The following is a 19,103-nucleotide window of genomic DNA, read 5'->3' on the forward strand; positions in this document are numbered from 1 at the left end:
ATAAAACTTATCATGGAAGTGGCGATGAGTTTGTTTATAATGTAGCTAAGGATACATATGAGATTAATGGCAATGCAAAAATTACAGAAATACAAACAAAAAAAGAACTCATAGGGGATAAAATCATAGTAGATAGAAAAAATATGACTTATAGAGTAGCGAGTAAAGATAAAAAACCTGTGAAATTTGTATTTGAAGTAAAAGAATGATACTTAATGCTAAATTTTTAATTTCTGCTTCCAAAATAGACGAAGCTCCACAACCTATATACACTGAAATCGCTTTTTTAGGACGCTCTAATGTGGGTAAAAGTTCTTTGATTAATACTCTTTGTAAGAATAAAAATTTAGCAAAAAGCTCTTCAACTCCGGGTAAAACACAGCTTATTAATTTTTTTGAAGTTGATTGTAAAAAAGATGAAGATAAATTCAAATTAGTGTTTATTGATTTACCTGGTTTTGGTTATGCTAAAGTGAGCAAAAAAACTAAGGCTATTTGGAATAAAAATTTAGATGAGTTTTTAAAAGAGCGTAGCTCTATCAAACTTTTTATTCATCTAATAGATTCAAGACATGATAATTTAGATATTGATGCAAATTTGGATTTATATTTGGATTCTTTTATTCGAGCTGATCAAAAAAAAATAACAGTTTTTACAAAAGCAGACAAGCTCAATCAAAGTCAAAAAGCAAAAATTTTAAATGCAAATAAAAATGCCATTTTGGTGTCAAATCTGAAAAAAAGTGGTATTGATAAATTAGAACAAAAAATTATTTTAGAGAGCTTGGGTTTTAATGAGGGGTAGAAATTTAGTAAAAAATAGATTTGATTTTTCTTATTTATTTTTTTATTTATCTTTGATTTTTTATCAAATTTTAAGCTCTGTGTATTATTGGATACCTCCTTTATTTGGGGTATTTTTTTGTTATATGATAGTGCTTTTAAAAGAAAAAGAAAGAACCCTTAATAAGCTTGATTTTAGATGGTATTTTTCTTTGTTTTATCTTTTATTGATTGATGTTATTCATGGATTTTATCTTTTTAGCTCATGGATAGCTTTTTTTATTTTTTATCATTTTTTTGTGGATTGGTTTAAAAGTAAATTAAAACTAGGGCATTATTTACTCGTTGTATTTACTCTTTGTGCTTATATTTTCATTTATCTTTTTGATGTGTTTTTAGCATATTTAGATAATAATGAAATTTTAAAATTTGGTATTGAATATTTATGGTTTTTTGTTGTTGAAGCTTTGATTTCTTTTGTTATTTTTAAAGGAAAAATCTAATTATGCGTATGCGTTTAGTGATGGGCTTTATAGTTTGCTTTTTTATGCTTTTACTTGCTAGAGTGTATTATATAAGTATTAAATCTAATGTTTATTATGAAGAAATAGCCAAGCAAAATGCCATTAAAACGCAATTTTTAGCACCTGTAAGAGGGCAAATTTTAGATGTTAAAGGCAGACCCTTAGCAGTAAATAAATTAGGTTTTTCAATCTCTATAAAGCCATATTTGTATATAAAAAAGAAAAACAGAAATCTTTTAGAGCAAGAATTACAAGCCATAGTAGATGCTTTTCCTGATTTAAATATAACTAAATTAAAACGAAATTATATAAAAGCAGATTCTTATTATAATCAAGATTATATAGAAGTAGTTCCATTTATAGAATATAATGCAATGATTAAGCATTTTACTAAACTTAATTTGCGTGACAATATGCAAGTTAAATCAACTACTCAAAGATTTTATCCTTATGATGCTTTAGCTAGTCATGTTGTAGGTTATGTTGGAAAAGCAAATCTAAATGATATGAATGAAAATGAAATTGCAAGATTGACTAGCTATGTAGGGCGTAGTGGTATAGAACGTTCTTATAATGAAATTTTGCAAGGCCAAAAGGGTGAAAAGGTTAGCAAGGTAAATGCATTAAATAAAGAAATAGAAGAACTTTCTTACAAAAAACCTATATCAAGTAATATTACTCTAAGCATTGATCTTGATTTGCAAGAATACTTAGCTAGTATTTTTGAAAATTTAGCAGGTGCGGCTATAATAATGGATGTAAAAAGTGGGGCTATTTTAGCAGCGGGTAGTTTTCCTGAGTATAATCTCAATCCTTTTGTTACAGGTATTAGCCAAGAAGAATGGGATAAACTTTCTAACGATTTAAATCACCCTTTTACTAATAAACTTATTAATGGACTTTATCCTCCAGGTTCTGTTGTGAAAATGGGTACAGCTTTAGCATTTTTAGATAGTGGAAAAGTAAGTGAAAATCACAAATATTTGTGTGATTCTAACTTTGAGCTTGGTGGTAGAAAATTTAGATGTTGGAAGGCTATAGGTCATGGTTATGTAGATATGAATGATGCTATTAGAGAAAGCTGTGATGTGTATTTTTATAAAGGTGCCTTAGAAGTTGGTATTGATACTATTAGTTCTGTTTTTGAAAGGATAGGTTTTGGCACAAAAACAGGAGTTGATTTACCTAATGAATTCATAGGAACAGTTCCCAATAGAATATGGAAAAAAGAAAAATACAACCAACCATGGTATCAAGGTGAAACTTTAAATACAAGCATAGGGCAAGGTGATTTTCTTGCTACTCCTATGCAAGTGGCTAAATTTACAGCTATGATTGCTACAGCGAAAAATATCACACCACATTTTTTACATAGTGTTGATGATAATGTTACTAAGATAAATTTTGACAATAATGAAAGTGTTTTTACGACTTTTGAACTATCAAAACTTCCACTTTTAAGGCGTGCTATGTATGAAGTTGCTAATGAGGATGGTGGAACTACAGCAAGATTTTTAAGAAATTCGCCTATTACTATAGCAGCCAAGACAGGAACAGCACAAGTAGTTGGAATTTCTCAAAGTGAAAAAAAGCGTATTAAAGAAGAGGATTTAGAGTATTTTTTAAGATCTCATGCTTGGATTACTTCTTATGCACCTTATGAAAAACCACAATATGTAGTGGTAGTTTTAATCGAACACGGAAAAAGTGGTAGTAGTACAGGAGGGCCTATACTGGCTAAAATTTATCAAAAACTTATAGATTTGGGTTATATTGATAAAAAATATATCAAGAAAAAGACTAAATAATTAGCATTCCATCGCCATAAGAATAAAAACGATAGTTATTTTCTATGGCTTCATGGTAAAGCCCTAAGGTTTTTTCTCTACCTATAAATGCCGCTACAAGCATAATTAAAGTTGATTTTGGTAAGTGAAAATTAGTAAGTAAATAATCAAGTCTTTGCGGAGTGTTTTGTGGGTGTAAAAACAAATCACAAAAACCTTCTTTTATTTTTTTTCTATGATAATATTCTATACAACGAGTAACAGTGGTACCAACGCCTAGTATTTTCTTAGAAGAATCAATCAAAGCACAAGTTTCATCATCAATATGAAAAAATTCTGAATGCATTTTATGATCACGTATATCTTCACATTCTACACCTTTAAAAGTTCCTGCGCCAACGTGTAGTGTAATAGTATGGATATTATGATTTTTTTTAAGTTTATTGATCATCGCTTCATCAAAGTGTAAGCTCGCAGTAGGTGCAGCAACTGCGCCTTGATTTTTAGCAAAAATACTTTGATAGTTAATGCTATCTTGCGCTTCATCTGCTCTTTTTATATAAGGTGGTAAAGGCACATGGCCTATTTTTTCTAAAATTTCAAAAACTTCATGATGATTAAGCTCTTTTTCATCATTAAAAAATTCTACTTCTCTTGTACCATCATCATGTAATTTTTTGATTTTAGCTTTTAAAGAATTTTCAAAATATAAAATTTGTCCTTCTTTAACCTTACCTCGAATTTGCACTAAAAAATCATTATTTTTTAAAGGATGATTGATAAAAAGTTCTATTTTACTACCACTTTCTTTGTTTCCATAAATTCTTGCTTTGATGACTTTAGTATCATTAAAGATGATTTCACAAGGTGGTAAAATTTTAGCTAAGTCTTTAAAATGTAAATGTGAAATTTGATCTTTACATCTTTCATATACTAAAAGCTTGGCATTTTCTTTGGGTAAAATAGGAAAATTTGCTATAAGTTCATTAGGTAAGTTATAATCATAACTAGAAAGCAAAAGATCTTTATCAATCATTTTCATCATCTTCTTTTTGACTAGGATTAACTTTTTTAGCTATATAAATAGAAATCCCATAAAGTCCACACAAAGGCACAGCCATTAAAAATTGCGATATAACATCAGGTGGTGTCATCATAGCTGAGAAAACAAAAATCACTAAAACAGAAACTCTAAAATGTTTTTTCAAAAAAGTATCATCAACAAGTCCAAGTTTAGCAAAGAAAAAGGTTATTACAGGCATTTCAAAAGCTAAACCAAAAGCAATTACTAATTTAGTAAAAAAGCCTACATATAAACCTATGCTAATTAAAGGCTTAAAATCTTGGGTTTGCACCCCAAAATCAATCAAAAATTTAAAAGCCAAAGGTATAACTATATAATAACAAAACAAAGCACCAAGTGCAAACATAATACTAGCAAAGCTTACAAAAGGCACTACTAATCTTTTTTCATTATCATAAAGTCCGGGTGCTACAAATTTCCAAAACTGCCAAAAAATAACTGGTAAAGAAATCAAAAAAGCTGTAAAAAACGAAACCTTCATCGCAGTAAATAAAGGCTCTTGTAACTCAACGAAGGTCATTTGTCTTGAAATTTCAGGTAAGGCTGCTTCAACAGGCGCTTTTAGTATATCTATGATATAGTTATTAAAACTAAAACATACAAAAAACATCACAACAACACAAGCAACACTTATAAATAATCTTTTTCTAAGTTCTACTAAATGTGGTTTTAATTCTTCAAACATTCTTAGCTTTCCATTTTCTGAGTATTTTTTTCATCTTTTTGAATTTTTTCTTCAAGATTAGAAAGTTCTTGTATATCTTTTTCTAAATCATTAATTTCACTTTTTAATTCTTTGGTATTATTTAAAATATCTTCTTTGAGTTGATCAAATTCTTCAAAACTTAGTTTTTTTCTGATATTTTCATTAGTTTGTGAAAATTCATCTTTGTATTTTTGTGCTTCATCTTTTAATTCTGCTATTTTTAGTTCTTTATTAATACTTGCTTTTGCCTCATCAATATTGCTTTTAATGGCTTTTAAAATTTTTGCAATTTCAACTATAGTTGAAGGTAATTTTTCAGGCCCAAGCACTAAAATAGCTACAACTAAAATAACTAAAATTTCACCAAAACTCATTATTTTATCTTCTTTCGCTTGAATATATGGTTTACATTTTACATAAAAATACTTAAAAATATTATTACTTTTATCATATTAATATATAAAGATATCTTGATATATTAATATATTTTTGTTATATTTGATTAAAAATAAAAAGGAAAAGCATGGAAAAATTAGTTTTTATTTTAAAAGATTTTTTGATTTTATTTATAGAAATATCTGTTTTGTTTATTTTAGTTAGTATGCTTATTGCTTATTTAAATGAGCGCTATGCTAAATTTTTTAATGAGCATTTAAAGAAAGATTCTTTTACAAGCTATATAAAAGCCATACTTTTAGGCTGTTTAACCCCATTTTGTTCATGCTCAAGTATACCGCTTTTAAACGCATTTTTAAAAGCTAAAATTCCACTTGGGGTATGTATAGCTTATTTAATCACCTCGCCTTTAATTAATCCTATTATAGTAGTGATGTTTGTAGTAAGTTTTGGTTTAAAAATATCCTTATTATACGTGGGATTTTTATTTTGCGTGATTTTATTTCTTGCTTTTTGTGTTTCTAAAATAAACACTCGAAAATTTTTTAATGAAGACTTTTTAAAAAATGATTTAGAGCAAAAGTCAAGTTGTTGTTCTAGTAATACTTTTCAAAATTCATGTTGTCAAAAACCCAGTTCTATTTTTGTTAAAAATTCTAAAATCAGCGGTAAAGTTTTGAAATTTAAGGCTAAGACAAAAGACAATAAAATCAAAATGTTATTTATGCAAAGCTTTAAAGAGTATAAAAAAATATTACCTTATATTGTTATAGGTATGGGTATTGGAGCTTTTATACACGGCTTTTTCCCACAAGATTTTTTCCAAAATTATATGAAAGATTATGGAGTATTTGGCATATTTATAGCAGCTTTTATAGGAGTTTTACTTTATATGAATTGTACTGCTATGATACCTGTAGCACTAGCTTTAACTACTAGCGGAATTCCACTTGGTATAATGATGAGTTTTCTAATAGCAGGAGCAGGGTGTTCTTTACCTGAGCTTATTTTGCTTAAAAGAATTTTCAAAACAAGCTTTTTGGTTTTATTTGCAAGTATGATAGTTTTTATAGCAATTAGCTTTGGGCTTTTAATATTTTTTATATAAGGATTTTTATGCAAGAGTTTTTAAAAATAACAAGTGCAATTAATGATGAAAGTAGGATTTTAATCTTAGCTTTTTTACAAAAATACGGAAAACTTTGTGTGTGTGATTTGCAAAGTTCTTTAAATATGAGTCAATCAAGACTTTCAAGGCACTTAAAAATTTTAAAAGAAGCTAGCTTTTTAGAAGTAGATAGACAAGGTGTTTGGGCATATTATGGAGTAAAAGAAAATTTAAATAATTTTTGCAATGATATACTAAAAAATATCAATGGGCTTTCTATAAAGCTTCCCGAGCTAAAAAGAATTTCTTGTGAATGTAAAGCTTAAGCGCTAATATACAAAGCTAGTTCATCGCTTAAAAGGTAATTGGTGTTATAAAAAATTCCATTTTTGTAAACTAATTTTCCTTTTTTGCTAAGAAACATTGCCTTTTCTTTTTCTAAAGGTTCCAGCTTTGTTTCATCTACCCCTATAATGCTTCTAAGTCCTAGAAAAATATGTTCTAAACACAAATCTTTTGAATTTAAATTTTCAACCTCTCTAAAACAAGGATCATTGATATAATCTTTTAAACTTTTCTTAGTATAAAATCTTTGATTTTTTAAAAATCCTACTGCACTTAAACCACAGCCTATATAGTCTTTTCCTTGCCAGTAAGCAAGGTTGTGTTTGCAAATTTGTCCAAAATTACTGATTTCATATTGTTTATAATCAAGGTTTTCAATCGCTTTAATAAAATACTTTGCAAGACGTGGTGCATTTTTTTTAAAGTGAAATTTTTTAGCAAATCTTGTCTTTTCTTCTATAGTTAGATTATAAGCACTTACATGGCTAATATCAAGTAAGGCAAGATTGGAAATTTCATAATCAAGCATTTTTTTATCATCAAGTTTTGTATCATAAATTAAGTCTAAGTTGATATTATCAAATCCTGCTTTTTTAGCATTTTCTATGCTGGTAAAAATACTTTTTTGATCATGAATACGCCCAAGAAATTGTAATTTTTTTTCATGAAAACTTTGCACTCCAAAAGAAATACGATTAAAACCTAAATTTTTTATCTCTTTAAGCCAAGAAAAATTGCTCGAGTTGGGGTTTGCTTCTATGCTGATTTCACTATCTTTGTGTAAATAACTTTGTAAAAAAATAAATATTTTCTCATAAAAACTAACCTCCATTAAACTAGGCGTACCACCACCTACAAAAACAGTCTTTATGGAATTTTTATCAAGCTTGAAAAAATCTAGTTGATATTTTATATCTTGCATTAAGGCATTTAAATAATCTTTTTCAAAGTCCTTTTTTTTAAGCGAGGTAAAAGAACAATAAAAACACTTACTTTCGCAAAATGGTATATGTATATATAAATGCATAAAACTTCTTTAAAATGTGATTATAAATTCGTATTTTTTTGTTAGAATTATATTATTTAAAAGTCAAGGATAAGAAAATCATGGAAAAAGAAAAAAAATATAGGCCAAATGTAGCTGCTATAGTGCTATCATCAGCTTATCCTTTTGAATGTAAAATTTTACTTGCTAAACGTAATGATATGGAAGATATATGGCAATTTCCTCAAGGTGGTATAGATGAGGGGGAGGATGCTAAAAGTGCATTGTTTAGAGAATTAAAAGAAGAAATAGGTACAGATGAGGTTGAAATTTTAGCCGAACATCCTGAATGGATTAGTTATGATTTTCCAGCTAAGGTTGCACAAAAAATGTATCCTTATGATGGTCAAAGTCAAAAATATTTTTTAGTTAGATTGAAAAATAAAGCTGTTGTTAATTTAAATACTAAAAATCCTGAATTTGATGCATATAAGTTTGCTTCATTAGAAGATGTTTATGATATGATTAACCATTTTAAAAAACCTATATATATTAAGGTTTTAAAATATTTTAAAGAAAGGGGGTATATTTAATGCTGATCGTACAAAAATATGGGGGAACAAGCGTAGGAACGCTTGAGCGTATTGATGAAGTTGCTAAAAGAGTAGCAAAAAGTAAAAAAACTTGCGATAAGTTAGTTGTTGTAGTTTCTGCGATGAGTGGAGTGACTAATGAGCTTATCGATTTTGCACACCATTTTAGTAAAAACCCTTCAGGTCGTGAGATGGATATGCTTTTAAGTAGTGGTGAGCGCGTAACTTCATCTTTACTTGCTATTGCATTAAATGAAATGGGTTTAAAAGCCACTGCATTTTCCGGACGCAATGCAGGGATTATTACAGATGATGTTTATACTAAAGCAAGAATTGAACACATTGATACTGCAAATATTAACAAAGCTTTAGATGAAGGATATATCGTAGTAGTTGCTGGCTTTCAAGGTATTGACAAAATGGGTAATGTTACTACTTTAGGTCGTGGTGGAAGTGACTTAAGTGCAGTTGCGTTAGCGGGAGCTTTAAATGCTGATTTATGTGAGATTTATACTGATGTAGATGGAGTATATACTACCGATCCTAGAATTGAACCAAAGGCTAAAAAGCTAGATAAAATTTCTTATGAAGAAATGCTAGAGCTTGCAAGTTTAGGAGCTAAAGTTTTACAAAACCGCTCTGTAGAGCTTGCTAAAAAATTAAATGTGAAATTAGTTACTAGAAGTAGCTTTAATGAAAATGAAGGGACGATTATTACTAAGGAGGAAAATATGGAACAGGCTTTGGTTAGCGGTATAGCACTAGATAAAAACCAAGCAAGGGTTACTTTAAGAAATATTGATGATAAGCCAGGTATTGCTGCTGAAATTTTTGGAACTTTAGCAAATGAAAATATCAATGTGGATATGATTATCCAAAATGTCGGAGTAGATGGAGCTACAAATTTAGGCTTTACAGTGCCTGAAAACGAGCTTGATTTAGCAACTAATGCTATGAAAAAAGTTTTAGGTGCTAATGCTAATATAGAAACAGATAGTGCTGTGGTAAAAGTTTCAGTTGTGGGTGTGGGTATGAAATCACATTCTGGGGTAGCTTCAGCAGCTTTTAAAGCTCTAGCAAATGAAAATATCAACATACAAATGATTTCTACAAGCGAAATTAAAATTTCAGTTATCGTGCATGAAAAATACGGCGAATTGGCTGTAAGAGTATTGCATGAAGTTTATAAACTAGATGTATAAATGAGCAATAGTTTTTTAAAATTTACCCTAGAACAAATCCGAGAAAATGGTACTTATACAAGTTGGTTAGAAGAAAGGCGTCTTGAATGGTCGCCTTTGATTGCTTCTAAGTTAGCTTTGCTTTTGCAAGGTTATACTTTTATTGTGATTACTGATGATCAAAGAGCTTGGTTTGAAGAGTATTTTTTAAGCCAAATTAACGCCAGTTCTACAAGACCTTTGGTGCCTTTTGTGTCTTTAAAAGGAATTTATAATAAAGCTTGTAATACCCAAGAAGATATAGATTTGCTTAATGATCTTTTGAGTATTTCTTTTCCTAACGGTTATGCTTTTTTTTATATAGGAACTAATACAGGGTTTAAATTTAAAATCGCTAATTCCAAAGCAGAAAGTATGCTTTGGCTTTTTGATGAGCAATTGCAAAATAGTTTTTATCTTTCCTCGCGTGATAAAGAATTAGACTATAAACTTATTTCTTTATATAAAGTATTTGAACAAAGCTTAGAGGCTGTACTTTTTTCTAAGGTAGAAATTTGAATCTAAGAAATAAAATCATTATTCATAATGATTTTGAACTAATGCAAGAAAAACTCACAGAAGAATATGGAGCAAAAAATCTTAAATTTTTCATACCTAAAAATCCTGACTTAGAATTAAGACTAAATGACTTAACCTACGATAAAAACGCTCAAGCAACCGCAAAAGCTATTATGAAAGAAAGCTATGTAGCTGAAGCACAAGCTAAAATCATTGTTATACTAGCTAGATCTTTTCGTGAAGAAGCGCAAAATTTTTTACTAAAGCTTTTTGAAGAGCCACCAAAAAATGTATATTTTATCATCGTAGCTCCTTCAAAAAATGTTTTTTTGCCTACTATACTTTCAAGATTTATCGTAGAAAAGCATAAAATTCAAAAAGAAAAAATATCTTTAAATTTGGATCTTAAAAAAATAGATCTTGCTCAAATTGCTTCATTATTAAAACAATATGAAAATATAGACAAGCATGAGTGTTTAGAGCTAATTAGTGCTTTAAGCCATGAGTGCTTTAAACAAGATATAAAATTAAACGATGAAGAAATCGAATTTTTCTACAAAGCTTATGAGTTAGCTAAATTAAATGCAAAGCCAACTATTTTACTAAGTACCATAGCTTTAATTTTACACGAGAGAAAAAATGAAAATCATTAAAATCAATCCTAACACAGACTTTGAACAAATTTCTAAATATATAAAACCACACAAAGCGGGTGAGAAAATTATGAGTGAAAAAACTCAAATTCATTTTTTTCTTATTAAAGAGTTAAGAGCGCCTGCTGCAAATATACTCAAGCAAGATGCACTAAGAGTTGGAGCTGAGCTTGTAACACATAAAGAAGTCATACTAGGTAAAGAACATACTAATGCCTTACTTATGGTAACGCAAGATCAAGCTAAAAAGCTTATAGAAAAAGAAAAATTACAAGATTTTAAGCTTAAAAATTTAGCACTATTTTTAAAGTCTAACTTCACCAAACCAAAATATGCAAAAATTATGGGTGTGATGAATATCAATGAAGATAGTTTTAATGCTCAAAGTAGGGTTAAAGAAAATGAAGTTTTAGAAAAAATAGAACTTATGATTTCTCAAGGGGCTGATTATATAGATATAGGTGCGGTTTCTTCAAGACCTGGTAGTGTGTATTGTGGGAAAGAAGAAGAGTTTAAGCGTTTAAAAAATACCTTAGATTTAATCTATAAAGAAAAACTTTATGAAAAATGTATTTTTAGCTTAGATAGTTTTGATGAGTATTGTTTAGAATATGCTTTAAATAAAGGCTTTAAGCTTATTAATGATATCACCGGTTTTAAAAATGAAAATTTAGCCAAATTAGCTTTAAAATACAAAGCCACTTACACACTCATGCATATACAAAATACCCCACAAAATATGCAAGATAACCCACATTATGAAGATGTGTTAGCCGAGCTTGATGATTTTTTTGCGCAAAAACTAGAAAGATTAAGTGAGCTTGGTTTAGAAGATGTGGTTTTAGATGTTGGTATTGGTTTTGGTAAAAGTCCTTGGCATAATATGATGTTAATCAAACACTTAGAGCATTTTTTACGCTTTGAAAAAGAGCTTTTAATCGGAGCTAGTAGAAAAAGTGTGATAAATGCTTATTTTAATTCAAGTGTTGAGCAAAGACTAGCTGGTACGCTTTATTTGCATTTGGAGGCTTTCAAAAATGGTGCAAGCATTATAAGAGTGCATGATGTATATGAGCATAAACAAATGTTTGAACTTGCAAAAGCTATGGATGAACTTTCTTTGGAGTGAAAAAGTAGATAAAATATCGTATAGTAAATCAAGGAGATAAAGATGAATAAAATGTTGTATTTAAAAAATATAGGAATTATAAAAGAAGCAAATATTAATCTTAATAGCTTATGTATTGTAGCTGGTGAAAATGATAGTGGTAAGAGTACTATAGGTAAAATTTTAATGGCACTTATAAAAACACATAATATAAGTAAAGCATTATCTAAAAAATATAAAAAAAAATGGCACAAAGAAAAAGAATTTGATAAATTATCAAATTTATTATTTGATGGGGATTTAAAAGAAAATGGAGAAATATATTTAAAAGAAAATGATAAAAATCTTTACAATGCAATTATAGGAAAAAATGGCTGTTTGAAATTTGAAAGTGATGATTTTAATTATCTTGATTGCACTTTTATACAAAGTCCTTTGGTTTGGGATTTGTTTGATTTTTTTCGAGATGTGCGTCTTGCGAATGATGGTGCTAAGATTTATGGAGGTGGTTATGAAATTAGCTATCCTTATTTGCTTTGGGATTTATATCAAAAGATAGAACAAAATCCTTTGAAAGAATATGATGATTTTAAAAGTATTAAAGAAGAAATTACTGCAATTATTCAGGGACATTTTTTAAAGAGTAATAAAAAAACTTATAAATTTTATAGAAACAATAATGAAATATCATTAAAAAATGTAGCAATTGGCATTAAACAATTTGGGATTTTGCAAGCTTTAATTAATAACAATCGCATTACATCTAAAGGATTTTTAATCTTCGATGAGCCAGAAAATCATTTGCATCCAACTTGGCAAATTGTTTTTGCTAAATTATTAGTAAGACTTTCGGCAAAGAAAATTCCAATATTAATAAATACTCATAGTCCTTATATTATCGAAGCTATTTATAAGTATAGTTTAAGTTATAAAAATCAAATCAATTTTCATTTAAGCATAGATGGAGTTATTAAACAATATGAAAATAATGAAAAAACTATGGAAATGATTTTTGAAAAACTAAATAAGCCATTTGAAACATTTGATCGATTGGATGAAGAAAATGGCAGATCTTAATATTATTAAAAATAAATATAAGAATTATATGGATAGTTTAAAAAATACAAGTTTTGATAAAGAAAATCATGAATATCTTTGTTATAAAGAAAATGAAGTAATAAATTTTGAAAAATTAAGCGAAGAATTAAATAGAATAAATAAGTTTAAAGGAAAAAAAACAGTAGACGCTTTAATTTTAAATTATCATGATGTGTATTTTATTGAGTTTAAAAATCAAAAGCAAAAAGATATTGATAAATTGGAAATAATACAAAAATTTACAGATAGCTTAAAACTATTTAAAAAACTATGTGAAGAAAATAATATACCTTTAAAAAGATGCACAATTTTCTTATACTGCATAATGAAAGATTCAAAAAAATACATTTATAAGAGGCGACAAATCGGTTTTGAAATAGAACATGCTGTTAAATCAGATGATTATTTAAGTAAGTTCAAGGTAAAGTGTGCGCCCAAAGAATGTTTTTTATTAATATATGAACAAATTTTTAATGAAATTTGTTAAAGGTGTAATGATGACTTATCAAGAGTATTTAGAAAAGGTAAAATTAGCAAAAGAATGGATGAGGGCTTATTATGAAGATGATGAGCCTTTAGCGAGTGATGAAGAATACGATAAACTTATAAGAGAGTTAAAAGCATTTGAAACGCTTCATCAAGAAAAGACTTCTAAAGATTCTCCTACGCAAAATATCGCCCCGACTATACAAAGTGAGTTTCATAAACTTGCACATAGTGCAAAAATGTGGTCTATGGAAGATGTTTTTGATGAAGCTGAACTTAGAGCTTGGGCAAAAAGAGCTAAATGTGAGTTTGATTTTTTCTTAGAGCCTAAGTTTGATGGAGCGAGTTTAAATCTTACTTATGAAAATGGTATTTTAATCAGCGGTGCTACAAGGGGCGATGGAGAAATAGGCGAGGATATTACTTTAAATGTAAAAGAAATATCAAACATACCTCAAAAAATTCCTTATAAAGACAAGATAGAAATTCGTGGCGAAGTGGTAATTTTAAAAGAAGATTTTGAAAAAATCAATGAAAAAAGAGCTAAAGATGGCTTAAGTTTATTTGCAAACCCACGCAACGCAGCAAGTGGCTCTTTAAGACAGCTTGATACAAGCATTACAAAAGAAAGAAATTTAAAATTTTATCCTTGGGGAGTGGGGGAGAATTCTTTAGAATTTAGCAAGCACTCTGAAGTGATGGAGTTTGTAAGAAGTCTTGGCTTTTTAAAAGATGATTTTGTTTTTTGTGTGAAAACTTTAGATGAGGTTTTAGAAAAATATCATGAGCTTTTAGAAAAAAGAGATCAAAAGCCTATGATGATGGATGGTATGGTTGTAAGGGTAGATGATTTAGCTCATTGTAAGCTTTTGGGTTATACTGTGAAATTTCCAAAATTTATGGCTGCATTTAAATTTCCTGCTTTGGAAAAAACTACAACCTTGCTTGGGGTTAATTTACAAGTTGGAAGAAGCGGAGTGATCACTCCTGTGGCAGTGCTAGAACCTGTAAATTTAGATGGAGTTGTAGTAAAGTCTGCAACCTTGCATAATTTTGATGAGATAGCTAGACTTGGAGTGATGATAGGTGATAGTGTAAGTGTGATAAGAAGTGGCGATGTGATACCTAAAATCACTAAAGTTTTTACCCAAAGGCGTGATGGTTTAGAAAGTAAGATTACTAAACCAACTCTTTGTCCTGAGTGTTTTAGTGAGCTTTTAGATGAGGGTGCTTTTTTAAAATGCCAAAACTTAGATTGTAAGGCAAGACTTGTAAATTCCATTATACATTTTGTATCTAAAAAGTGTTTAAATATAGATGGTCTTGGAGAAAATATCGTCGAGCTTTTATTTAAAGAAGGAAAAATCACTAATATAGAAAGCATATTTTTCTTAAAATACAGCGATTTTGAAGACTTGGAAGGCTTTAAGGAGAAAAAAATCAACAATCTTCTAAGCGCCATTGAAAATGCAAAAAAATGCTCTTTATCAAGGTTTATCACTGCTTTGGGTATAGAGCATATTGGAGAAGTGGCAGCTAAAAAGCTAGCACAATCTTTTGGCTTTGAATGGTTTATGCAAAGCTATGAAGCTTATGTGAATTTAGAAGGCTTTGGTGAGCAAATGGCTAAAAGCTTAGAAGAATTTACCCATGTCAATGCAAATCGTATTAAACATTTTTACGAAATTTTACATTTAGAAGATGAGAAAAAAGAGCTTATTATAAATGAAAATATTTCTAATAAAACCTTTGTTATCACAGGTACTTTAAGCAAATCACGCGATCATTTTAAAGAACTAATCGAAAGCTTTGGAGCAAAGGTAAGTTCAAGTGTATCTAAAAAAACTGACTTTGTATTATATGGAAGCGAAGCAGGCTCAAAGCTTGAAAAGGCTCAAAGCTTAGGAGTTAAATGTATTAATGAAGCTGAGTTTAATGCTCTTTTAGGTGGTGCTGATGAGGTTTGATGTTTTTGTAAGTACAAAATTAAACATTTCTCGCAATAAAGCTTGCGAGCTTATAGAAAACAAACAAATTTTACTCAATGGTGAGTTTAAAAAAACCTCTTTTAAAATCACTTGCCAAAATCCTTTAGAAGATGAGAGTTTAAAACTCACGCTTTTAGAAGAGCTTTTTGTAAGCAGAGCTGCTTTTAAGCTCAAGCATTTTTTACAAGAGCATGCATTTGCTATAAAAGATAAAATTTGTTTAGATATAGGCTCATCGACTGGAGGCTTTGTACAAATTTTACATCAAAATAATGCTAAACACATCACAGCTTTAGATGTGGGTTCTAACCAACTTCATGAGAGCTTAAGAAATTTAGAAAATATCCAAATTTGCGAAAATACTGATTTGCGTGAGTTTAAAAGTGAAATTTTATATGATGTTATCACTTGTGATGTGAGTTTTATCTCTTTAACGCATTTGATTTATCATATAGATAAACTTGCTAAAGATCTTATCATCTTACTTTTTAAACCTCAATTTGAAGTAGGTAAAAATGCTAAACGCGATAAAAATGGAGTAGTAAAAGATGCTAAAGCTATTAAAGCTGCCAAAGAAAGTTTTGAAAAAGCTTGTGCAAAGCTTGGCTGGATCTTACAAGTAAGTCAAGAGTCGCACTTAAAAGGAAAAGAAGGTAATGTTGAGTTTTTCTACGCCTATAGAAAAAACTAAGATCACAAATTTAGCCATAGGGCGTTTTGATGGTATGCATTTGGGGCATTTTGAGCTTTTTAAGCATTTAGATGAAAATGGAGCTTTGTTTATCATCACAAAAAAAGAAAAAGAAGCTCTAACGCCTAAGGATTTTAGAGCAAATTTAGTTGATTTTCCTATGATATTTTGTGATTTTTATAAAATCAAAGATTATAAAGGTGAGGATTTTTTAAAGCTTTTAAAGCAAGAATTTCCTAAGCTAGAAAAGATTATCGTAGGTTATGATTTTAAATTTGGTAAAGAAAGAAAATGTAGCGCCAAAGACATACAAAGCCTTTGTGGTATAAACACTATCATTGTAGATGAGTTTAAAATTCAAAACAAAAGTGTTCATACAAGTATGATTAAAACCTTACTTAAAGAAGCTAAAGTTAAAGAAGCTAAAAATTTCCTAGGTAGGTTTTATACCATAAAAGCAAACATTATCAAAGGTCAAGGTATAGGTGCTAAAGAGCTTTTTGCAACTTTAAATTTATACGCAAAAGACTTCTTTTTACCTAAAGATGGCGTATATGCGACTTTGGTAAAAATTGAAAATAAAAGCTATCATAGTGTAAGTTTTATAGGCATAAGATCTACTGATGAAAATTTTGCTCTAGAAACGCATATTTTAGATGAAAATTTTACAAGTACAAAGGCAAAGTTGGTGGAGTTAAGTTTCATTGACTATATAAGAGCTAATGAGAAATTTAACGACTTAGCCTTATTAAAAGCACAAATTAGTAAAGATATCAACAAAGCAAAAGAAATTTTAGGAAAATTAAATGAAAGATGAAATTTTTAAAAAACCTTTAGAAAAACAATTTGAATTTGATAAAAGCGTAGCAAGCGTTTTTGATGATATGGTTTCAAGGTCCGTGCCTTTTTATACGCAAAATTTAAAACTCATAGTCAAACTCATTGATCATTTTGCCCCACAAAATGCAAAAATCTGTGATCTGGGCTGTTCTACGGCTAGTTTATTGCTTGCGCTTTATGAAAAAAGAAAAGATTTTCTTTTAAGCGGGGTTGATGAAGCTAATGCTATGTTAGAGATCGCCAAAAACAAATGTCAAGCCTTTGGAGCTAGGGTGGAATTTTATCAAAAAAATTTAGATGATTTTGATTTTTTTGCAAATGATGTTTTCATCGCCACCTATACTTTGCAGTTTATCCGCCCACCTAAAAGACAAGAATTAGTTGATAAAATCTATCAAAACCTAAATGAAAATGGTATGTTTGTGTTTAGTGAAAAAATTCTCTATGAAGATGTAAAAATAGCTAAAAAAATGATACAAATTTATGAGCAATATAAACTAGAGCAAGGTTATAGCAAGCTAGAAATTTCCACTAAAAGAGAAGCTTTGGAAAATGTCCTCATACCTTATACCCAAAATGAAAATATAACCATGCTTAAAAAAGCAGGATTTTCTAAAGTAGAAAGTGTGTTTAAATGGGTAAATTTTGAAACTTTCATAGCTTTTAAGTGATTAAAATACCATGTTTTAATTAAATCAGATATTTTTTATTCTATTTTAAATATTTTATAAATTTTATTCTAATAATATTGCAAATATTGAAAATTTATTATATAATTGCGCCCGTTTTTTTTGTGTTTATTATTTTTTATTGCTTGATTGTAAAAAAATTATTGTAAAAAAGGACTTTTATGATTAAATGGGCAAAAGAATATAGTGTACACAATAAAACCATCGATGAGCAACATAAAGCTTTATTTGATATAGCCAAAAAAGCTTATCTAATCGCTGAAAATCACGCAAGTATAAGTGAGATTAAAAGTGTTTTGAGCGAGCTTTTTGAGTATGTAAAGACTCATTTTAAAGATGAAGAAGCTTATATGGAAAGTATTGCTTATCCTGATTTAGAACATCATAAAAAAATTCATCAAGAAATTACATCATCATTAGTCACCTTAGTTAAAAATATCAAAACAGTCAATGAATTTAAAGCACAGCTTAATATCATCACAGAAAAATGGCTTTTAGAGCATATATTAAAAGAAGATATGAAATATTATAAATATGAAAAACAAAAACAACTTCAAGCAAAAGAAAGTACATTTGAAGAAGATACTTCGGCTGTAGAATGTACTTTTGAAGAAATTACACCAAAATATATTATTTATGTTTGTGGTTGTTTAAATGAAAAACATAAAATTCCTCATCGCGTGCATTTGCAAATTCTTGATGGTGCAAAATATAATTGTAAAGTTTGTAAAAAAACCATTCGCATTGCATAGGGTTTTTTGTGGAAGCATTCCCTATATGGCATGATAAATATAGTATTGAAAATGCAGATATTGACTTGCAACACCAAACTCTTTTTATTTTAGCAGATAAAACTGCTAAGCTTTTAAATAGGTATATTTACAAGACAGAGATTAAAGAGTTGTTAAGTGATTTTTTTGAATATATGCGAACGCATTTTAAAGATGAAGAAAATTATATGCATTCAATAAATTATCCGTATTTATCAGAGCATAAAGCGATGCATAAAAAAATTATCGAAGATATGAGTGCATTACTTAGCGAGTGTGCTAGCACAAATGATCTTAAGGAAAAACTTTACAAAATAGTTTCAATATGGCTTTTAGAACATATTGTAGAGCATGATATGAGGATTAACAAATTCAAAAAAAGCTTGGAAAAAGAAGACAAAATACAAGAGCAGGAAAAAGATGATAAATTTGAATACATTTGTGGTTGTAAAGATATGATTCATAAGCTTGATTATGGCTTACATGTAAAAATTAAGTATTTAAATATAGCTTACAAGTGTAAAAAATGCTCCAGAGAACTAATTTTTAAACTACAAGATGAAAATTTAGATTGAAAGTATATTTTCAATCTAAAATACCATAAAATAGGTATTTGAGCTAAATAAAATATTTTAGGATATTTTCTATCTTAAATTATTTTTAAGGAAAAATTTATAAATAAAATATTAATATTCCTAGTTCATTATTAAATTGTTAGTAATAAGTGTTA

At 28.8% G+C, this 19,103-nt stretch carries 23 protein-coding genes; 19 read left to right on the forward strand and 4 right to left on the reverse strand.

What is annotated here, in order from left to right; all coding sequences use genetic code 11:
* From L8W68_RS07615 to mrdA, 4 genes are all read left to right on the forward strand, one after another.
* Positions 1 to 209, forward strand: a 209-nt coding sequence (locus tag L8W68_RS07615) for an LptA/OstA family protein (protein WP_318529708.1), incomplete at its 5' end; no start/stop codon positions are given.
* Positions 206 to 805, forward strand: coding sequence for a ribosome biogenesis GTP-binding protein YihA/YsxC (yihA, locus tag L8W68_RS07620; protein WP_263675670.1), 600 nt, complete (start codon positions 206 to 208; stop codon positions 803 to 805). The genes L8W68_RS07615 and yihA, both read left to right, overlap by 4 nt.
* Positions 795 to 1,286: a hypothetical protein gene (locus L8W68_RS07625; protein WP_263675671.1), complete on the forward strand. Its 492-nt coding sequence runs from the start codon at positions 795 to 797 to the stop codon at positions 1,284 to 1,286. Before yihA ends, L8W68_RS07625 begins: the two co-directional genes overlap by 11 nt.
* A gap of 2 nt (positions 1,287 to 1,288) precedes the next feature.
* A complete protein-coding gene (gene mrdA, locus L8W68_RS07630; protein ID WP_263675672.1) occupies positions 1,289 to 3,115 on the forward strand; it encodes a penicillin-binding protein 2 in 1,827 nt (608 codons plus the stop codon).
* Here the strand turns inward: mrdA and queA are convergent.
* Genes queA through tatB form a run of 3 tightly spaced genes read right to left on the reverse strand, consistent with a single transcriptional unit; the run spans position 3,108 to position 5,258 of the window.
* The gene (gene queA / locus L8W68_RS07635) at positions 3,108 to 4,136 is read right to left on the reverse strand and encodes a tRNA preQ1(34) S-adenosylmethionine ribosyltransferase-isomerase QueA (RefSeq protein WP_263675673.1); all 1,029 of its coding nucleotides are present in this window, start codon (positions 4,134 to 4,136) and stop codon (positions 3,108 to 3,110) included. The genes mrdA and queA overlap by 8 nt on opposite strands.
* Positions 4,123 to 4,863 (reverse strand): twin-arginine translocase subunit TatC, encoded by a 741-nt coding sequence (gene tatC / locus L8W68_RS07640; RefSeq protein ID WP_047208214.1) that lies wholly within the window; start codon positions 4,861 to 4,863, stop codon positions 4,123 to 4,125. The genes queA and tatC overlap by 14 nt, the downstream gene beginning before the upstream one ends.
* Before the next feature lie 2 nt (positions 4,864 to 4,865).
* Positions 4,866 to 5,258 carry a Sec-independent protein translocase protein TatB gene (gene tatB / locus L8W68_RS07645; RefSeq protein ID WP_039618091.1) on the reverse strand — a complete coding sequence of 131 codons (393 nt, stop codon included), beginning with the start codon at positions 5,256 to 5,258 and terminating at the stop codon, positions 4,866 to 4,868.
* 149 nt (positions 5,259 to 5,407) lie between these two features.
* Here tatB and L8W68_RS07650 point away from each other — a divergent pair, with 149 nt between their 5' ends.
* Both L8W68_RS07650 and L8W68_RS07655 read left to right on the forward strand, forming a co-directional pair.
* Complete coding sequence (locus tag L8W68_RS07650) at positions 5,408 to 6,388, forward strand: arsenic resistance permease (RefSeq protein ID WP_039628252.1); 981 nt, start codon at positions 5,408 to 5,410, stop codon at positions 6,386 to 6,388.
* 8 nt (positions 6,389 to 6,396) lie between these two features.
* Entirely contained in the window at positions 6,397 to 6,714 is a 318-nt protein-coding gene (locus tag L8W68_RS07655) for an ArsR/SmtB family transcription factor (protein ID WP_263675674.1), read from the forward strand.
* Here L8W68_RS07655 and hemW read toward each other — a convergent pair.
* The gene (gene hemW / locus L8W68_RS07660) at positions 6,711 to 7,760 is read right to left on the reverse strand and encodes a radical SAM family heme chaperone HemW (RefSeq protein ID WP_263675675.1); all 1,050 of its coding nucleotides are present in this window, start codon (positions 7,758 to 7,760) and stop codon (positions 6,711 to 6,713) included. The two genes, L8W68_RS07655 and hemW, sit on opposite strands and share 4 nt — an antisense overlap.
* An 80-nt stretch (positions 7,761 to 7,840) precedes the next feature.
* Between hemW and L8W68_RS07665 the strand changes: the two genes are divergently transcribed.
* From L8W68_RS07665 to L8W68_RS07725, 13 genes are all read left to right on the forward strand, one after another.
* The gene (locus tag L8W68_RS07665) at positions 7,841 to 8,311 is read left to right on the forward strand and encodes an RNA pyrophosphohydrolase (protein ID WP_263675676.1); all 471 of its coding nucleotides are present in this window, start codon (positions 7,841 to 7,843) and stop codon (positions 8,309 to 8,311) included.
* Complete coding sequence (locus tag L8W68_RS07670; RefSeq protein WP_263675677.1) at positions 8,311 to 9,513, forward strand: aspartate kinase; 1,203 nt, start codon at positions 8,311 to 8,313, stop codon at positions 9,511 to 9,513. The genes L8W68_RS07665 and L8W68_RS07670 overlap by 1 nt, the downstream gene beginning before the upstream one ends.
* Positions 9,514 to 10,050, forward strand: coding sequence for a HobA family DNA replication regulator (locus tag L8W68_RS07675; protein ID WP_039618108.1), 537 nt, complete (start codon positions 9,514 to 9,516; stop codon positions 10,048 to 10,050).
* A gap of 41 nt (positions 10,051 to 10,091) precedes the next feature.
* Positions 10,092 to 10,703, forward strand: coding sequence for a DNA polymerase III subunit delta' (locus L8W68_RS07680; RefSeq protein ID WP_047208781.1), 612 nt, complete (start codon positions 10,092 to 10,094; stop codon positions 10,701 to 10,703).
* Positions 10,690 to 11,832, forward strand: coding sequence for a dihydropteroate synthase (folP, locus tag L8W68_RS07685; RefSeq protein ID WP_047208222.1), 1,143 nt, complete (start codon positions 10,690 to 10,692; stop codon positions 11,830 to 11,832). The genes L8W68_RS07680 and folP overlap by 14 nt, the downstream gene beginning before the upstream one ends.
* A 42-nt stretch (positions 11,833 to 11,874) precedes the next feature.
* On the forward strand, positions 11,875 to 12,888 hold the full coding sequence (locus tag L8W68_RS07690; protein WP_263675678.1) for an ATP-binding protein: 1,014 nt from the start codon (positions 11,875 to 11,877) through the stop codon (positions 12,886 to 12,888).
* Positions 12,875 to 13,396, forward strand: a complete 522-nt coding sequence (locus tag L8W68_RS07695) for a hypothetical protein (RefSeq protein ID WP_263675679.1) — start codon at positions 12,875 to 12,877, stop codon at positions 13,394 to 13,396. Before L8W68_RS07690 ends, L8W68_RS07695 begins: the two co-directional genes overlap by 14 nt.
* 10 nt (positions 13,397 to 13,406) lie before the next feature.
* Positions 13,407 to 15,362, forward strand: coding sequence for an NAD-dependent DNA ligase LigA (gene ligA / locus L8W68_RS07700; protein WP_263675685.1), 1,956 nt, complete (start codon positions 13,407 to 13,409; stop codon positions 15,360 to 15,362).
* Positions 15,352 to 16,074 carry a TlyA family RNA methyltransferase gene (locus tag L8W68_RS07705; protein WP_263675680.1) on the forward strand — a complete coding sequence of 241 codons (723 nt, stop codon included), beginning with the start codon at positions 15,352 to 15,354 and terminating at the stop codon, positions 16,072 to 16,074. The genes ligA and L8W68_RS07705 overlap by 11 nt, the downstream gene beginning before the upstream one ends.
* Positions 16,040 to 16,891, forward strand: coding sequence for a bifunctional riboflavin kinase/FAD synthetase (locus tag L8W68_RS07710; protein ID WP_263675681.1), 852 nt, complete (start codon positions 16,040 to 16,042; stop codon positions 16,889 to 16,891). Before L8W68_RS07705 ends, L8W68_RS07710 begins: the two co-directional genes overlap by 35 nt.
* Complete coding sequence (gene cmoA, locus L8W68_RS07715) at positions 16,881 to 17,585, forward strand: carboxy-S-adenosyl-L-methionine synthase CmoA (RefSeq protein ID WP_263675682.1); 705 nt, start codon at positions 16,881 to 16,883, stop codon at positions 17,583 to 17,585. The genes L8W68_RS07710 and cmoA overlap by 11 nt, the downstream gene beginning before the upstream one ends.
* A 179-nt stretch (positions 17,586 to 17,764) precedes the next feature.
* The gene (locus L8W68_RS07720) at positions 17,765 to 18,355 is read left to right on the forward strand and encodes a hemerythrin family protein (RefSeq protein ID WP_263675683.1); all 591 of its coding nucleotides are present in this window, start codon (positions 17,765 to 17,767) and stop codon (positions 18,353 to 18,355) included.
* 8 nt (positions 18,356 to 18,363) lie between these two features.
* Entirely contained in the window at positions 18,364 to 18,948 is a 585-nt protein-coding gene (locus tag L8W68_RS07725) for a bacteriohemerythrin (RefSeq protein ID WP_263675684.1), read from the forward strand.
* The last annotated feature ends 155 nt before the right edge of the window (positions 18,949 to 19,103 follow it).

This window comes from Campylobacter sp. FU_497 (assembly GCF_025772425.1).
GTDB classification, from domain to species: Bacteria; Campylobacterota; Campylobacteria; order Campylobacterales; family Campylobacteraceae; genus Campylobacter_D; species Campylobacter_D lari_C.

What these genes read in the sequence shown, in the direction of transcription:
- L8W68_RS07690 (WP_263675678.1), top strand. Translation starts at nt 11,875, where the DNA reads ATGAATAAAATGTTGTATTTAAAAAATATAGGAATTATAAAAGAAGCA.
- L8W68_RS07695 (WP_263675679.1), top strand. Translation starts at nt 12,875, where the DNA reads ATGGCAGATCTTAATATTATTAAAAATAAATATAAGAATTATATGGAT.
- L8W68_RS07720 (WP_263675683.1), top strand. Translation starts at nt 17,765, where the DNA reads ATGATTAAATGGGCAAAAGAATATAGTGTACACAATAAAACCATCGAT.
- queA (WP_263675673.1), bottom strand. Translation starts at nt 4,136, where the DNA reads ATGAAAATGATTGATAAAGATCTTTTGCTTTCTAGTTATGATTATAAC.
- L8W68_RS07625 (WP_263675671.1), top strand. Translation starts at nt 795, where the DNA reads ATGAGGGGTAGAAATTTAGTAAAAAATAGATTTGATTTTTCTTATTTA.
- L8W68_RS07675 (WP_039618108.1), top strand. Translation starts at nt 9,514, where the DNA reads ATGAGCAATAGTTTTTTAAAATTTACCCTAGAACAAATCCGAGAAAAT.
- mrdA (WP_263675672.1), top strand. Translation starts at nt 1,289, where the DNA reads ATGCGTATGCGTTTAGTGATGGGCTTTATAGTTTGCTTTTTTATGCTT.
- L8W68_RS07705 (WP_263675680.1), top strand. Translation starts at nt 15,352, where the DNA reads ATGAGGTTTGATGTTTTTGTAAGTACAAAATTAAACATTTCTCGCAAT.
- L8W68_RS07665 (WP_263675676.1), top strand. Translation starts at nt 7,841, where the DNA reads ATGGAAAAAGAAAAAAAATATAGGCCAAATGTAGCTGCTATAGTGCTA.
- L8W68_RS07655 (WP_263675674.1), top strand. Translation starts at nt 6,397, where the DNA reads ATGCAAGAGTTTTTAAAAATAACAAGTGCAATTAATGATGAAAGTAGG.
- cmoA (WP_263675682.1), top strand. Translation starts at nt 16,881, where the DNA reads ATGAAAGATGAAATTTTTAAAAAACCTTTAGAAAAACAATTTGAATTT.
- tatB (WP_039618091.1), bottom strand. Translation starts at nt 5,258, where the DNA reads ATGAGTTTTGGTGAAATTTTAGTTATTTTAGTTGTAGCTATTTTAGTG.
- L8W68_RS07680 (WP_047208781.1), top strand. Translation starts at nt 10,092, where the DNA reads ATGCAAGAAAAACTCACAGAAGAATATGGAGCAAAAAATCTTAAATTT.
- L8W68_RS07650 (WP_039628252.1), top strand. Translation starts at nt 5,408, where the DNA reads ATGGAAAAATTAGTTTTTATTTTAAAAGATTTTTTGATTTTATTTATA.
- L8W68_RS07710 (WP_263675681.1), top strand. Translation starts at nt 16,040, where the DNA reads ATGTTGAGTTTTTCTACGCCTATAGAAAAAACTAAGATCACAAATTTA.
- ligA (WP_263675685.1), top strand. Translation starts at nt 13,407, where the DNA reads ATGACTTATCAAGAGTATTTAGAAAAGGTAAAATTAGCAAAAGAATGG.
- hemW (WP_263675675.1), bottom strand. Translation starts at nt 7,760, where the DNA reads ATGCATTTATATATACATATACCATTTTGCGAAAGTAAGTGTTTTTAT.
- L8W68_RS07670 (WP_263675677.1), top strand. Translation starts at nt 8,311, where the DNA reads ATGCTGATCGTACAAAAATATGGGGGAACAAGCGTAGGAACGCTTGAG.
- folP (WP_047208222.1), top strand. Translation starts at nt 10,690, where the DNA reads ATGAAAATCATTAAAATCAATCCTAACACAGACTTTGAACAAATTTCT.
- tatC (WP_047208214.1), bottom strand. Translation starts at nt 4,863, where the DNA reads ATGTTTGAAGAATTAAAACCACATTTAGTAGAACTTAGAAAAAGATTA.
- yihA (WP_263675670.1), top strand. Translation starts at nt 206, where the DNA reads ATGATACTTAATGCTAAATTTTTAATTTCTGCTTCCAAAATAGACGAA.